Origin of the sequence: Flavobacterium piscisymbiosum (assembly GCF_020905295.1) — a bacterium.
Classification (GTDB): domain Bacteria; phylum Bacteroidota; class Bacteroidia; order Flavobacteriales; family Flavobacteriaceae; genus Flavobacterium; species Flavobacterium piscisymbiosum.
Map to the genome: position 1 here is coordinate 3,907,197 of NZ_JAJJMM010000001.1, position 14,098 is coordinate 3,921,294.

A 14,098-nucleotide genomic window follows, 5' to 3' on the forward strand; every position below is an offset into this window, starting at 1 on the left:
ATGAAAAAAATGTATCACAACTTTTTAAAACATTTTCGATTCGCAGTGCTTGTATTAGTAGCACTAACACTTACCAATTGTTCTGATAGTGGTTCGAATGACGATGATAACGGAGAAACTATTGTTGAAAATGAATATAGTGTACAACGCTCTAAAATAGTAGCAGTTACAGCACATAATGGACTAAGTACAGAGGCTAAATTTACGTGGAGCGTGACAAAAGGACCATCTGATAATTATGCATTTTCTGATGTTACGGCCAAGGAAACCTTATTTGCAGCGACTGAAGTTGGGGTTTACGAACTGACGTTATTGATCAACGATCAGGGAATGATGCAAACGCAAAAAGTAAAGGTAAATGTAACCAAAGAAACAAAGGAATATAAAACTTTTATCGACAAAGTATTTGAGTTTAAACCTGCGCCCGGACAGTTTATAAATGATTTACCGGCAGCCAATGATGGAGAAACGGCCGAAAGAATTTTGGCCAGAGCCAATACATACTTGGCCAAGAAAAACGGAGATCTTATTTCGCTTGGAGCATTTGGCGGTTACATTGTTTTTGGATTTGATCATACCATTGTTAACATAAAAGGCAAACGCGATTTTAGGGTTTTAGGCAATGCTTTCTGGGCAGATGCCAATCCTAATCCTGATACTTCAATGCGAGGCGGGAGTAGTGAAGCGGGAGTGATAATGGTTTCTTACGATAAAAATAAAAACGGACTTCCGGATGACGAATGGTACGAAATAGAAGGTGCAGGTCACAACATGGAAAAAACGATTCATAATTATGAAATCACGTACTACAGGCCAGATCCCAACAAAGTGCCTGTTCCCGGAGGTGGAACCGGAACTGTACTTTTTACTGATATAGAATATATCTACTGGAAAGACAATCAGGGTAAAGATGGTTATTTGGCACAAAACAACGCCTACAATCACTCATTAGATTACTGGCCAAAATGGCTCAAAGATCAGCCAAGTCTCACTTTTAAAGGAACAAGATTACGGGACAATGCGGTTGATGAAAGCGGAACAGGAAGCTATTTTGTTCAGTACGCATTTCTTTACGGATATGCAGATAACGCACCCAACAACGACGATGATTCTGCTATAGATATTGATTGGGCAATTGATAAAAACGGAAACAAAATTCACCTTCCGGGAGTAGATTTTGTAAAAGTGTATAATGGTCTCAACCAGCAGGCGGGATGGTTAGGCGAAACTTCTACCGAAATAATGGGAGCAACAGATTTGCACCTTTTGGGAGAAAATATTCCTACCCGAAAATAGATTAACCAAAATATTAAATTAAAATTATAATACCAAAAACCATGAAAAAAAACCTTACCCATTTATTATTAGTTGCCTTTGCAGCCGTGTTTACAAGCTGTAGTAGCAACAATGATGATGATAAAGCTGAAGAAAAGATCGCAGTTACACTTCAGGAAAAATACGAAACATCGACATTTAGCGTCCTTAATATTCCGGTTTCTGCCGAAGTTGCAAGCCCTGTTTATGAATGGATTTTGACTAAAAATCCGGTGAACCAAAAGACAGATTCTATTGTTGGAAACACAAAAGACTTACGTTTTGTAGCCATTTATTCGGGAGCTTATGAACTGACTTTAAATGTTACTTCAGGAGATAAAAAAGGCAGTAAAAAAACAATAATTAATGTAACGAACGAGACCAAAAATTACACCCCATATATCACAAGTATTTTTGATTTTGATCCGGCACCGGGAATGTTTGCCAATGATTTATACAAAGACGGATTTAAAAAAGAAGATGTAGTGCGAACGGCTTTGGGCAGAATCAATGAAACCAATGTTGGATATCAATTGGATCTTGGAGGTTTTGGAGGTTCTATTATTGTAGGTTTCGATCATACTGTTGTGAATGTTCCGGGACAAAACGATTTTAAAATTTATGGAGGAGATTTAACAGATCAGGCCAATCCGCCGGCACCGGGATTAATATATGTTGCTTATGATAAAAACGGAAACGGAAAACCCGATGAAGATGAATGGTATGAAATCATAGGAAGTCAGCACACAAAAACAAATACCATAAAGAATTTTAAAATCACGTATCATAAAAAAGCGGCAGGAGCACCTGTAGTAGTGGGCGGACCTAATGATATGTTTTCAGATCGTGAACACATTTTTTGCGAAAATAATTCACCTGAGTCCTACTACCTGCCAAGATCTAAGAGCAAAAAAGAATATTATCCTTTATGGGCTGCTCAAACTTCAGTTACTTATGAAGGAACAAAACTAAATGTAGATTTTGTTACGGCACGTCCGGGGCAAGCTACCCTATGGAATTTTACACCTCCACAATGGGGATATGCAAATGCAGTAAACCCTGATATCGATATCGATTGGGCAGTAGATAAAAACGGAAACAAAGCCAATCTTCCCGGAATTAATTTTATAAAAATAGTAAACTGTGTGAGCGAACCAATGGGACTTTGCCATCAGCAATCTTCAATGGCTACTAAGTTTGCAGGAGCAGGAGATCTTCATCTATTAAAAAAATACAATTTAAAAAAAGTAAAATAATAAGAATATGAAAAAGTATTTAAAACATAGTTTGTTTCTATTGGCTATTGGCGCTTTTTATTGCTGCAGCAATGACGATTCAAAACAAGAAGATCCTGAAACGCAACCTGTAAAAGAAGCTTCCATTTCATTAAAATTAGCATCGGATTTTAGCGTTAGCAGATACAATGCAGTAACTGTAGATCCTGAAGTAATTATCGAAAATGGTGATGCTGCCCTTGCAAAATACAAATGGACAACAAAAGTAAGCGGAGCTAACGGAGCTGTAAAAGATTCTGTTATTGGAGACACTAAAACATTACAATTCATAGCGCCTAAAGCAGCTAGTTATACAGTAGATTTAGCCGTAACATTAGGGAAATTGGTAAAACAAGCGTCTACAAAAGTTACTGTTTCAGAAACGGGTAAAACCTATACTTCAAAAGCATTATCGGTTATCGATTATTTGCCTGCACCTAGTTATAATAGTGATAATATTCCATTTACGACCAAAGCACAAGTTATGGAAAAAATTCAGTCAGATCTTACAGAAGAAAATGGTATTTCATTAGGAACTTTTGGAGGATCAATTGTTACAGCTTTTGATCATACAGTAATAAATACTTATGGTAAACGTGATTTTACAGTTTTAATGAATGAGAATAACGGTAGTTTAAAATTTTCGCCTGTAAGCATCTATGTTGCTTACGATGCAAATAAAAACGGCATTGCAGACGAAAACGAATGGTATGAAATCGCTGGTAGTGAATACAATAAATCGACTACTGTTAAAAATTATGAAATGACCTACAACAAGCCTAATCCGGCTAAAGCAGCTGTAACAGGTACAAAAGACTGGCAGTTTGATAAAGAATATCTTAAATGGACCGATAATAAAAATGCATCCGGTTTTATTACAAAAACAAAAAAATGGAGACGCTATAATTATTATCCGCAATGGATGGGAGAATCCTATACAGTAAAAGGAACAAAAGTGTATTTGCCGGTGAAAGATGTAAGTGACGGAGATGAAACAACCTTTAATGTAGGAACTTTTGAGTGGGGTTACGGAGGTATCAAAGATCCGTCAATAGATATTAGCTGGGCTGTAGATAGTAACGGGAAGAAAGTTCATTTACCCGGAATCGATTTTATCAAAGTATTCGTTTCAACATTTGCAGCCGCAGGTGCTACAGATTTGGTAACAAGCTACTTTATAAAAGCCGAAGATTTGAATTTTCCAAAAGCAAGTAAGTAAAAACCACCTTTTCTTATATTAACTAAAAACGAATATTAACCCTAAATTTTATAAATTATGAAAAAAGTACTTTATTTTTTAACAGTAGGTCTTTTCTTAGGACTTTCATCCTGTAACAATGATGATGCGCCTTTAAGCAACGAAAGTGCAAGTGCAGTTGCAAAAAACCAGAGTGGTTTAACAAAAAGAACAGTAACAGATCCTGCAATTGGAACCACATCAACGCTTAATTTAACCAGTGCATTATTAACCAGCGGCATTACAACAACCGGCGGTAAATACTGGGAAAACACGTATGTGTCTAACACGAATTTAAATGTAGATATCTTTACATTTTCGCATACAGCTACCTCTTCAGGTTATAATTATTGGGATGGTTTTATCGTGTCAAATGTAAATGACATTACAGATTACGGTTCTGGTTCAGGCCCTGGCGGATCTGATGGATGGGTGCCTCATCAATGGGGAACTATGGCCGGAAGCGGTTTTGGTACTTCTTCTACAATTGCTGCCGGAACTCCCGGAACAACAGGTGATCCTTATATCGTAGCGTATTGGTCAAGCTATTTAGATCCTAAAAATCCACAAGGAACTACCTTTAGCGAAAGCAGTTTTTCAAACTGGATTAAAATTGGAAACACAGGATTATATAAAGTCGAAGGATTAAAAATAAACATGCACCCATGGCCGTATTACGGTTGTTTATACGGAGATGGATTTGCAAGAGCATTCACTTCAGGTGATTCTTTCAAATTATTAATTTACGGAGTAGCTGAAGACGGAACTATCACGAATCCTATTGTACATACATTAGCAAATCATACAGGATCTTCATTAGTAATGCCTACAGGATGGATAAATGTAAATACACTTAATCTTCAGAGTTTAGGAGATGTAAAATACCTTGTTTTCCAAATGACTTCTACAGATTCAGATTTAGTTTACGGAATGAATACTGCAGCTTATTTCTGCTTAGACAAACTTTCTGTAAAACGTGTAGATTAAAGGCATTAATCTCATTACTTTATAAAAGCTGCAAGATTTCTTGCAGCTTTTTTTATGCATTTACTTTACTTGATAATTTTTTATAAAGATTCCAGAAAAGAGATATATTCTCCCGCACTTTTTTCTATTTTTCCCTGATTTGGATGATGTTCTGCGCCATAAAAAGCAAACAAGGGTTTATAATTGGCTTTTATATAATTGAAAGTGACCTCAAAAGGAGTTGTTAGTTGTTGTAACGTGTATTTGTATCTTCCGGTTTCGCTGTAATCTTCTTTGTTGATACCGGCAGAAATCGCAAGCGCAATTTTTTTACCTTCCAGTTTATAACCACTTTTGCTGCCATAAGCCCATCCGTGTGTTAAAACTTCGTCCAGCCATTTTTTTAATAATGGCGGACAATTGAACCAATAGAAAGGAAACTGAAATACAATCGTATCATGCTCCTCGATTAATCGCTGTTCTTTTTCAATATCAATCTTTTCGTTTGGATATAGTTGGTGCAAATCATGCAAAGTATATTGGTTAGGATATTTTTTTAATTCTTCAATCCATCTTTTATTGATTAAAGAATTTTCAAGATTGGGATGTATTATAATTACGAGAGTTTTCATTAAATAAGTATTAAAAATTGCGATTGCAAAGATCAAACTCATTCATAAATACGACAATAAGGGGCGAATTAATCATATAGTGATAAATTAATCACCATGAATTTTAGATGCAAAAACGGCATTTGTCTGTACTTTTGTATTTCTAAAAGAAATGAATATGTATCAGCGAAAAATACCAATCGATTATAATTGCGGACTTAATGTAGCAATGGAAGTAGTGGGTTCTAAATGGAAATTTTGTTTACTCGATGAAATTGCAAAAGGAATAAAACGTCCTAAAGACCTTATCAATGCTGTTAATGGTATTACAAAACGCGTATTGCAAAACCAATTGAAAGAACTTGAATTTCACGGACTTTTAGGAAAAACAATTTATAATGAAATCCCTTTAAAAGTAGAATATTTTCTAACCGAATCAGGAGAATCCCTAATGCCCTTGATTGTTGCTATTGATAAATGGGGATTGGCATTTGCTCCCCAATTAAAAATGATACTTGAAAATCAAATTCTTGAGACTGAAGAACGGTAATATATAAAAGTCCGCCATGACTATCCTAACAGGTTTTCAAAACCTGTTAGGTATTTATTCAACATCAATATCAATATCAAGATAGTAGCTTTATTATAGATGCATTTTATTATTCCTTTTAATTTTAATAATAATCAGAATACCTAACAGGTTTTAAAAAACTTTTAGGATAACACAAAGCGAAACTTTAGAATTTAAATCATCCTGAAAATTCTTATATTTAATGTTTTAAATTTTAGTATTAAAAAGCAAACATCTTGACAACAACTGAATTTTTTACCCGACTCGTAATAGCTTTATTCGCAGGACTCATTATAGGTTTTGAAAGGCAATGGCATCATAAAGAAACAGGATTAAAAACCAATATGCTCGTAGCTACAGGAGCTGCTGCTTTTGTATTATTGTCTATAAAAGTAGCGGCAACAGCACCCAATATCGATGTAACCCGAATTACCGCTCAGGTAGTTATGGGAGTTGGCTTTCTGGGAGCAGGAGTTATTTTTAGAGAAGGCCCCAATGTACACGGACTAAATTCTGCGGCCACAATATGGTGTAGTGCTGCCATTGGTTGTATCGCCGCTTCAGGTTATTTTGCCGAAGCTTTGATTTGTACGGCATTAGTAACCATTGTGAATACAGTTCTGGAGCCGATAGATAAGTGGATGAGGAATAGGAAGTAAGTAGAGGGTAGAATAAAGAGCAAAGAGGAAAGAATAAAGAATAAAGAATAAAGAATAAAGAATAAAGAATAAAGAGTAAAGAATAAAGACAGCGATTAAAAAGTAAAAATCTGCTAAATCTGCTAAATCTGCCAAATCTGCGAGAAAATTATTTTTATATAGCGATTAAATCATTTCATTAAAGCTCTCTAAAAAGCCTCTCCAATTCTAAAATAAAGTCCCCAATCGCCTTTACCAACAGCAGCGTCCAATCCTATGTTGAATTTTTCGTTTTTAAAAGCCCTGTAGCGATAACCTACACCGGCTCCCGGATATAATTTCCAGTTAAAACTTTCTGTATCTGAACCATAAATAGTGGCAACCCCTGCAAATCCTACAAGTCCCATTCTTTTATTAAAATTATAGCGGTATTCAGCCTGTAAATCCATCAATCCGTCGCCGCGATATTTCCCTTCAGAATATCCTCTGATGTCTTCACTACCAATCGTTTGCTGTTGTTCGAAGGCAATATTTCCTAACCCAAACTTACCGGCAAAGCGTGCTGCCAAAACATCCGTTCCGCCTCGCATAGGAAAATATTGATTGTACTCTGAAAGAATTTTGTTAGCGCTAACATCATTTCCGAACCATTCAGGATAATCGAGCCATCGCAATTTTATTTTTTTTCCTTTAGTAGGATAATAAATAGCATCTCTTGTGTCGTACAACATAATCAGCTGTAAACCATTTGTATGCGTGACAGAAGAAGGTTCAATATTATCTTCGTATTTTGTGTCATAATGTGCATAAGCATATCCAAATCCCGCATAAAAAGATTTGAATAGTTTACGCTGAATCGTAAAACTTGCCATTGTTGTTTTAGTTCCGTAGTTGTAAAAATCAGGAACATCAATATCATCTACATAAAACTGTGCATTTTGATTGCCCGTTGCTGCGAAAAATTGCAAACGCCAGGAATCTTCTTTAAAAAAGAATTTGTTAAACGTAGCTATAAAATAGGATTTGTTGGTCGTGTAAACCGCAGATAGACCAGATAAAGATTTAGGCGAAATAGTATCGGTTTTATTCAATTTGTACATCATCATCGGGATAGCGCCAAACATAAAATCCATTGTCCTATTGTAATTAAGATAAGGCATTACATTAAAATCAATATTTTTTTCTGGTTTCTTAGAGGCTATACTATCAGTAGATTTTGTCTGACTCCAAATACCAGAAGACCATAAGAAGATGATTAGGAAAGGTAAGATTTTCTGCATTTTAAATTTACTTTTAAGTTAGTCTTATAAAAAGTGTTTGTGTTCTAAAGCGCATGAAGTGAAGTGATTATAAAAAAAACAGAACAACCATTTTTTACCCTTCATAAAAACTTAAAGATAAATATTTTTTTTTAAAGTTGTAAGAAAAGGTGAGGTCTATGTTCTAAAAAAAAGGCAGCGTTTTTAATTTTACTATTTTTCGAAAGAATCAATTTTTGTACTTTCTTTTTTATTTTGAAAAGCATTTCTTAATAATGTATGATGAAACTTTCATCCCAAAATGCTGGATATTTCAAATAAAATCAAAGCATTTTTAAAAGTATAACAAATTGATATTTTTATTGTTATGGCTTATTTTACTAAGTTTTTTTGTCCTTTACAACTACTTTTGCTATGTATTAATTTAAAATATTTTAAAAAATAAATTTAAACTCTACTAATTACATAGAATTTATATTATATTTGCAGGGTAGAAAAAATCTACATGAACTTATCCAGAAAGACTGAGGGAGTAGGCCCGGTGATGTCTTAGCAACCTGTTGCCAAATAAGGTGCTAAATCCTTCCGCCAACGCGGACAGATAAGATAGATTTCATTAGTAAATCTGCATAAGATCATTAGTATTAAATCATTTATTTTTTAGAATGAAAACTGAACAAATATTACCTGCCTGTCCGGAACAATGTAACTTATTTTCAAAAATAGAAAACCATCTCCTGGTTTTCCGAATGCACTACACGTAACTTTTTTTTAGATCCCATATCTTTTTTATCCATACAATAACAGACCATTTTAATATTGGTTCTGGAATTTCTATGTCCAATTTTTAAAAACAAACCCAATGAAAAAAATAGTAATATTTCTGGCTTTATGCCTTTGCGCAACAACAACTCAGGCACAAGAGGCAAACGTGCAGCTAAAAGGAACAGTTGTCGATACTGTTGCTCAATATGTCTACCTGCAAAAGTTTCACAACAAGATGTTTACTACAATAGATTCGGTAAAAGTTACCGATGGGAAATTCAGTTTTAAAACGAAAGTCAAACTTCCTGAATTGTACGGATTAAGCTTAAATACAGCTGAAAGTCCATTATATATTTTCCTTGAAAAATCTCCAATTACAGTAAAATTAAGTCCTGTTAAATATTATAGCACATCGGTTGTAGAAGGTTCTGCGTCTCAGGATTTATTTAATAATTACAGAAAAACGGCTAATGTTGATATAAGTAAATTTATCACAGAACACCCTGGTTCTCTGGTTTCTGCATATGTGCTGTACCGAAATTGGTCGTATAGACTGAGTCCGGAAGAAATTACTAAGAATATTTCTCTTTTAGATAAAAGTCAGCAAAATTCCACTTACGTGAAAGAACTTCAGGAACTTGTAAAAGTGCTTAACGGATTACAGGTTGGAAAAAAAGCACCAGATTTTGTGTCTAAAGATCCGGAAGGAAAATCGATTCGTTTTTCTGAAAACCTTAAAGGATATACATTGGTAGATTTCTGGGCTTCATGGTGCGGACCTTGCCGAAGAGAAAATCCAAACATTGTAGCCGCTTACAAAGAATATCATGATAAAGGTTTTAATATTGTCGGAATTTCATTAGACAAAAAGAAAGAAAACTGGATAAAAGGAATTCAGGACGATCACTTAGACTGGCTGCATGTTTCGGATTTATTATTCTGGAATAGTGCTATCGCTAAATTATATGGAGTAAGAGCCATTCCTGCCAATTATTTAGTCGATGCAAAAGGTGTTATTGTCGCAAGAAACCTTCATGGAGACGAACTTCAGTCTACACTTAAATCACTTTTAAAATAAAGAACTGCAAACCTGCACGGTTCTTAAAAGTTTGCAGGTTTTGATAATTAATATATTTTTTAAACTCATAGAATACAGTTTTTCTTCGAATTTCCTATTCACTCAATTTCTATGTGTTAGTACTAAACATTACCAGCAGAACAACAATTAATACGCTATCAAAGGCGGGATAAATTGTTTATTCTCAACAATAAAATTATGATATTAAAAAAATCAATAGAAAGATTAGTCTCAGAAAATGAGCAAAATGAAGGAGCAGGATTAAAACGTTCATTAGGTCCAATAAACCTTGTTGCATTAGGAATTGGCGCTATTGTGGGAGCAGGAATATTTTCGCTTACCGGCATTGTAGCAGCCGAAAATGCGGGACCAGCGGTTATTTTATCTTTTATTCTAGCAGCATTTGCCTGTGCATTTTGTGCATTATGCTACGCAGAATATGCCTCGATGATTCCGGTTGCGGGTTCAGCTTACACGTATACTTATGCAACAATGGGAGAATTTATGGCCTGGATTATCGGTTGGGATCTGGTTCTAGAATATGCACTTGCATCTGCGACTGTGGCGGTAAGCTGGTCGAGTTATGCAACCAAATTGTTAGCACAGCTTCATATCAACTTACCTCCGGAATTGACAAGTTCACCATTTGATCCGGTGAAATTAGCAGACGGATCGACTTTAAGTGGCGGAATCGTAAATCTTCCTGCAATTGTAATTGTTGCGTTGCTTTCGTTGGTATTGGCAAAAGGAACTAAAGAATCGGCAACGATGAATAATTTATTGGTATTGCTAAAACTGAGTGTAATTGTGCTGTTTATCGTTTTAGGCTGGTCATTTATTCAACAAGAAAATTATCATCCTTTTATACCTGAAAATACAGGAGAATTTGGTCATTTTGGCTGGTCAGGAATTGTTAGAGGTGCTGCAGTAGTGTTCTTTGGTTTTATTGGTTTTGATGCCGTTTCTACAGCGGCGCAGGAATCTAAAAATCCACAAAAAGATATGCCAATCGGGATCATAGGTTCGCTTTTGGTGGCGACTGTTTTATATGTTGCTTTTTCTTATGTAATGACCGGTATGGTTTCGTATAAAACCTTTATTGGCGATGCAAGTCCGGCAGCAACTGCATTTGCGGTAACGGGATTTCATTTTTTAAACAGTGCTTTAATCATTGCAATCTTAGCAGGTTATACCTCTGTAATTCTTGTCATGCTTATGGGGCAATCGAGAGTTTTTTACAGCATGTCTAAAGACGGACTTTTGCCTTCTTTTTTTAGTGATATACACAGCAAATTTAAAACACCCTGGAAAAGTAACCTTTTCTTCATGGTATTTGTGAGCCTATTGGCAGGATTTGTGCCCATTTCAGATTTAGGACATATGGTAAGTATCGGAACCTTATTTGCTTTTTCACTTGTTTCACTGGGGATTATAATCCTAAGAAAAACAAGTCCTGATGTAAAACGAGGATTTCGAGTTCCGTTTGTGCCTTTTGTACCCATTTTAGGAATCTGTGTTTGTGTTTTTCTAATGACGGGACTTCCTCTTGAAAGTTGGGAACGATTATTTATCTGGATGGCAATTGGGATTGTTTTTTATTTTTTATACGGAAAACGACATAGCAAATTGAGAAAAGAAAAGGAAGATTTAGATCTGTAATTCTTAAAAATAAGGAAGAAATCAAAGTTTAAAAAAAGAAGTTAATTTTAAAATGATAGGGAAATGAATGTTATTGAGAAAACGAAACCAAGTCAGTTAGAGCGCTATTTTTCTAAGTTTAGAGGAAATACAATAGGAGTAAACCACACTTTCGAGTCGGTTTATGGCACACAAAAATTATTATATGGAGATTGGGTGGCCAGCGGAAGATTATACCTGCCCATCGAAGATATTATACTCAACAAAATAGGCCCAATGGTAGCCAATACGCATTCTTTTTCCAGCGAAACAGGCAAGGCGTCGACTTACGCTTATAATCATGCCAGAGAATTGATTAAAAAACATGTAAACGCAAATGATTCTGATGTTTTAGTAACGACAGGAACCGGAATGACCGCCGCTTTATCAAAATTACAGCGTTATATAGGCTTACGTAATGCTCATAACAGAGTAAATACTGAGTTGAATACTGCAGATAAACCGGTAGTTTTTATCACACATATGGAGCATCACTCTAATCAGGTTTCCTGGTACGAAACCAATGCCGAACTTGTAGTATTACCGCCTGATGAAAACAATTTGGTAAACCCTGAAAAACTTTCTGAATTGCTTGAAAAATATTCTGACAGAACGCTGAAAATTGGTTCGTTTACAGCTGCTTCAAATGTTACTGGAATCATTACGCCATATCATGAACTGGCTAAAATAATGCATCAGCACAACGGATTCTGCTTTGTCGATTTTGCCGCTGCTGCGCCTTATGTAAAAATAGATATGCACCCAAAAGATCCGCAGGAACAATTAGATGCTATCTTTTTTTCGCCACATAAATTCCTGGGCGGACCCGGAACCAGCGGTGTTTTGGTTTTTAATGAAAAACTCTATCAAAGCGATGTTCCTGATAATCCCGGAGGAGGAAATGTAAAATACACAAATCCTTGGGGTAATTATTCGTACAGTGAGTCGATCGAAGTAAAAGAAGATGGCGGAACTCCAGGCTTTTTGCAAGTCATTCGAGCTGCTCTGGCATTAAAACTGAAAGATCAAATGGCTGTCGAAAATATCAAAAAAAGAGAAAAAGAATTACTCAGTCTCTGTTACTCAGAATTTCAAAAGATAGAAGGTTTGTCTGTTTTGGGAGATATAAATACAGATAGAATTGGTTGTGTTTCTTTTATAATTGAGGACATTCATTACAATTTGATTGTTCGACTTTTAAATGACCGTTTTGGTATTCAGGTTCGTGGCGGATGGTCTTGTGCAAGTACTTACGCGCATTATTTATTTGATATCGATGAAACAAAATCGAATATAATAACCGAAGAACTTCTTCAAAAAAATCAAAGCAATAAACCAGGCTGGGTGCGTTTGTCTTTGCATCCCATTATGACAAACGACGAAGTTTTATTTATTTGCGATGCGATTCAGCAAGTAGTTTCAAATCATAAAGAATGGCAAAAAGACTACAAGCACAATACAGCAACCAATGAGTTTGAAAGTTTGGTAAAAGAAGAAAGTATAGAAAACGAGGTAAAAGAATGGTTTTGGCTGGAATAAATTTTCTATGATAAAAGGAAATCTTTTTTTAGGAGCTAATCCCGCACCCGAGCCTGAAAGTGCGAACTGGCGAAGCAATCCGTTCCACACGAAGTTCACTGAAATCCGAAATAAAATAAAAAGTAAGTGAAGTAGCCGTTTGGGCCTCCCGATAACTATCGGTCAATTTCATTAAGCTAAGGAAAATTCAATGGAACAATTTGTTAAGGACAATATCTTATCGCTTTGCTTTTGTTCCATCGGAACATTTCATTGGTAGCCCAATAAATACGGCATTTTTTCACGTTCCGTAGGAACGTTTGATTCTATATATATAATAATTGGTAAAAAACATATGCAGATTACATATACAATTTCTCAAACTTCCCAATGGGACGATGTTTCTCACGATGTATTTTTTCTACCGATGAGATGTTCCGATGGAACACAATCGATAATCTTTGTCGATCTGCTGGTGTTATATACTTCGTATGTTCGCTATCGATCGGGTCTCCCTGCGTTCGAGATGACAAACGTTGCGATAGCTCCAGCGGAGCGTAATATTTATAGCCAATCAGAATGTAGTTTTCAATAGCTCCAGCGGAGCGCTATATTATAGAATATATCTTAAATACGTTGGGATAAATTTCTAAGTAATTAAACCCAAACAATCTTTAAAAAATATATTTACATCAAAAAACAATCAAAATGAATAATATAATAGGATTTCATCATTTTGCCATAAAAGCACAGGATTTTGAAAGAACCGTGCAATTTTACAAAACCCTTAATTTTGAAGTGGTACACGATTGGAGTTTGCCTGAATTTAATTTAGAAAAGTGTGTAATGCTAAAGAACAAAGCATTTGATTCTTATATAGAAATATGCGACAATAACGCCGATTTCCCTACTCAGGGACGCAAAAGAAAACAAGGAGATCCTTATGTCGAAAATTCGCTTTTGCACATTTGTTTTACCGTTCTTGACGCTAAAAAAGCCTACGATGAAGCAATTAAAAATGGTGCAAAACCATTATCTGCAAAAGAAACTTTGGAACTTAAAAATCATAGAAAATCGGTAACTGTGAGCAATAGTTTGGTTTATAGCCCAAATGGAGAAGTAATTGAATTTTTGGAAAGAGTTATTTTTTGATTGAATTGGTTTAAAAATAAACATTTCCTGAGGCTTCG

Annotated in this window: 12 protein-coding genes and 1 riboswitch; of the genes, 10 read left to right on the forward strand and 2 right to left on the reverse strand. The window is 35.3% G+C overall.

Annotated features, from left to right (window positions below; translation table 11 throughout):
- Genes LNP81_RS16900 through LNP81_RS16915 form a run of 4 tightly spaced genes read left to right on the forward strand, consistent with a single transcriptional unit; the run spans window position 1 to window position 4,812 of the window.
- Window positions 1-1,296: a cell surface protein gene (locus tag LNP81_RS16900; RefSeq protein WP_230037842.1), complete on the forward strand. Its 1,296-nt coding sequence runs from the start codon at window positions 1-3 to the stop codon at window positions 1,294-1,296.
- Between the two features lie 41 nt (window positions 1,297-1,337).
- Window positions 1,338-2,570, forward strand: a complete 1,233-nt coding sequence (locus LNP81_RS16905; protein WP_230037844.1) for a hypothetical protein — start codon at window positions 1,338-1,340, stop codon at window positions 2,568-2,570.
- Between the two features lie 7 nt (window positions 2,571-2,577).
- Window positions 2,578-3,807, forward strand: a complete 1,230-nt coding sequence (locus LNP81_RS16910) for a hypothetical protein (protein WP_230037846.1) — start codon at window positions 2,578-2,580, stop codon at window positions 3,805-3,807.
- Window positions 3,808-3,864: 57 nt separating this feature from the next.
- Window positions 3,865-4,812 (forward strand): DUF4465 domain-containing protein, encoded by a 948-nt coding sequence (locus tag LNP81_RS16915; protein WP_230037848.1) that lies wholly within the window; start codon window positions 3,865-3,867, stop codon window positions 4,810-4,812.
- A gap of 80 nt (window positions 4,813-4,892) precedes the next feature.
- On the opposite strand, the gene LNP81_RS16920 is transcribed toward LNP81_RS16915, so the two are convergent.
- Entirely contained in the window at window positions 4,893-5,423 is a 531-nt protein-coding gene (locus LNP81_RS16920; RefSeq protein ID WP_230037850.1) for an NAD(P)H-dependent oxidoreductase, read from the reverse strand.
- Between the two features lie 151 nt (window positions 5,424-5,574).
- On the opposite strand from LNP81_RS16920, the gene LNP81_RS16925 reads away from it, so the two are divergent.
- Both LNP81_RS16925 and LNP81_RS16930 read left to right on the forward strand, forming a co-directional pair.
- Window positions 5,575-5,952, forward strand: coding sequence for a winged helix-turn-helix transcriptional regulator (locus LNP81_RS16925; RefSeq protein ID WP_230037852.1), 378 nt, complete (start codon window positions 5,575-5,577; stop codon window positions 5,950-5,952).
- 257 nt (window positions 5,953-6,209) lie between these two features.
- The gene (locus tag LNP81_RS16930) at window positions 6,210-6,632 is read left to right on the forward strand and encodes an MgtC/SapB family protein (protein ID WP_230037854.1); all 423 of its coding nucleotides are present in this window, start codon (window positions 6,210-6,212) and stop codon (window positions 6,630-6,632) included.
- 188 nt (window positions 6,633-6,820) lie between these two features.
- On the opposite strand, the gene LNP81_RS16935 is transcribed toward LNP81_RS16930, so the two are convergent.
- Complete coding sequence (locus LNP81_RS16935) at window positions 6,821-7,891, reverse strand: BamA/TamA family outer membrane protein (protein WP_230037856.1); 1,071 nt, start codon at window positions 7,889-7,891, stop codon at window positions 6,821-6,823.
- 487 nt (window positions 7,892-8,378) lie between these two features.
- Window positions 8,379-8,478, forward strand: a riboswitch (SAM riboswitch).
- A 254-nt stretch (window positions 8,479-8,732) separates the two neighbouring features.
- Between LNP81_RS16935 and LNP81_RS16940 the strand changes: the two genes are divergently transcribed.
- The 4 genes from LNP81_RS16940 to LNP81_RS16955 all read left to right on the forward strand — a co-directional run bounded on the left by LNP81_RS16940 (window position 8,733) and on the right by LNP81_RS16955 (window position 14,060).
- Window positions 8,733-9,713 carry a TlpA disulfide reductase family protein gene (locus LNP81_RS16940; RefSeq protein ID WP_230037858.1) on the forward strand — a complete coding sequence of 327 codons (981 nt, stop codon included), beginning with the start codon at window positions 8,733-8,735 and terminating at the stop codon, window positions 9,711-9,713.
- A 198-nt stretch (window positions 9,714-9,911) separates the two neighbouring features.
- Complete coding sequence (locus LNP81_RS16945) at window positions 9,912-11,372, forward strand: amino acid permease (RefSeq protein WP_230037860.1); 1,461 nt, start codon at window positions 9,912-9,914, stop codon at window positions 11,370-11,372.
- Between the two features lie 63 nt (window positions 11,373-11,435).
- A complete protein-coding gene (locus tag LNP81_RS16950) occupies window positions 11,436-12,929 on the forward strand; it encodes an aminotransferase class V-fold PLP-dependent enzyme (RefSeq protein ID WP_230037862.1) in 1,494 nt (497 codons plus the stop codon).
- 687 nt (window positions 12,930-13,616) lie between these two features.
- Window positions 13,617-14,060: a VOC family protein gene (locus LNP81_RS16955; protein WP_230037864.1), complete on the forward strand. Its 444-nt coding sequence runs from the start codon at window positions 13,617-13,619 to the stop codon at window positions 14,058-14,060.
- The last annotated feature ends 38 nt before the right edge of the window (window positions 14,061-14,098 follow it).

What these genes read in the sequence shown, in the direction of transcription:
- LNP81_RS16920 (WP_230037850.1), bottom strand. Translation starts at nt 5,423, where the DNA reads ATGAAAACTCTCGTAATTATAATACATCCCAATCTTGAAAATTCTTTA.
- LNP81_RS16905 (WP_230037844.1), top strand. Translation starts at nt 1,338, where the DNA reads ATGAAAAAAAACCTTACCCATTTATTATTAGTTGCCTTTGCAGCCGTG.
- LNP81_RS16940 (WP_230037858.1), top strand. Translation starts at nt 8,733, where the DNA reads ATGAAAAAAATAGTAATATTTCTGGCTTTATGCCTTTGCGCAACAACA.
- LNP81_RS16945 (WP_230037860.1), top strand. Translation starts at nt 9,912, where the DNA reads ATGATATTAAAAAAATCAATAGAAAGATTAGTCTCAGAAAATGAGCAA.
- LNP81_RS16935 (WP_230037856.1), bottom strand. Translation starts at nt 7,891, where the DNA reads ATGCAGAAAATCTTACCTTTCCTAATCATCTTCTTATGGTCTTCTGGT.
- LNP81_RS16910 (WP_230037846.1), top strand. Translation starts at nt 2,578, where the DNA reads ATGAAAAAGTATTTAAAACATAGTTTGTTTCTATTGGCTATTGGCGCT.
- LNP81_RS16925 (WP_230037852.1), top strand. Translation starts at nt 5,575, where the DNA reads ATGAATATGTATCAGCGAAAAATACCAATCGATTATAATTGCGGACTT.
- LNP81_RS16950 (WP_230037862.1), top strand. Translation starts at nt 11,436, where the DNA reads ATGAATGTTATTGAGAAAACGAAACCAAGTCAGTTAGAGCGCTATTTT.
- LNP81_RS16915 (WP_230037848.1), top strand. Translation starts at nt 3,865, where the DNA reads ATGAAAAAAGTACTTTATTTTTTAACAGTAGGTCTTTTCTTAGGACTT.
- LNP81_RS16900 (WP_230037842.1), top strand. Translation starts at nt 1, where the DNA reads ATGAAAAAAATGTATCACAACTTTTTAAAACATTTTCGATTCGCAGTG.
- LNP81_RS16955 (WP_230037864.1), top strand. Translation starts at nt 13,617, where the DNA reads ATGAATAATATAATAGGATTTCATCATTTTGCCATAAAAGCACAGGAT.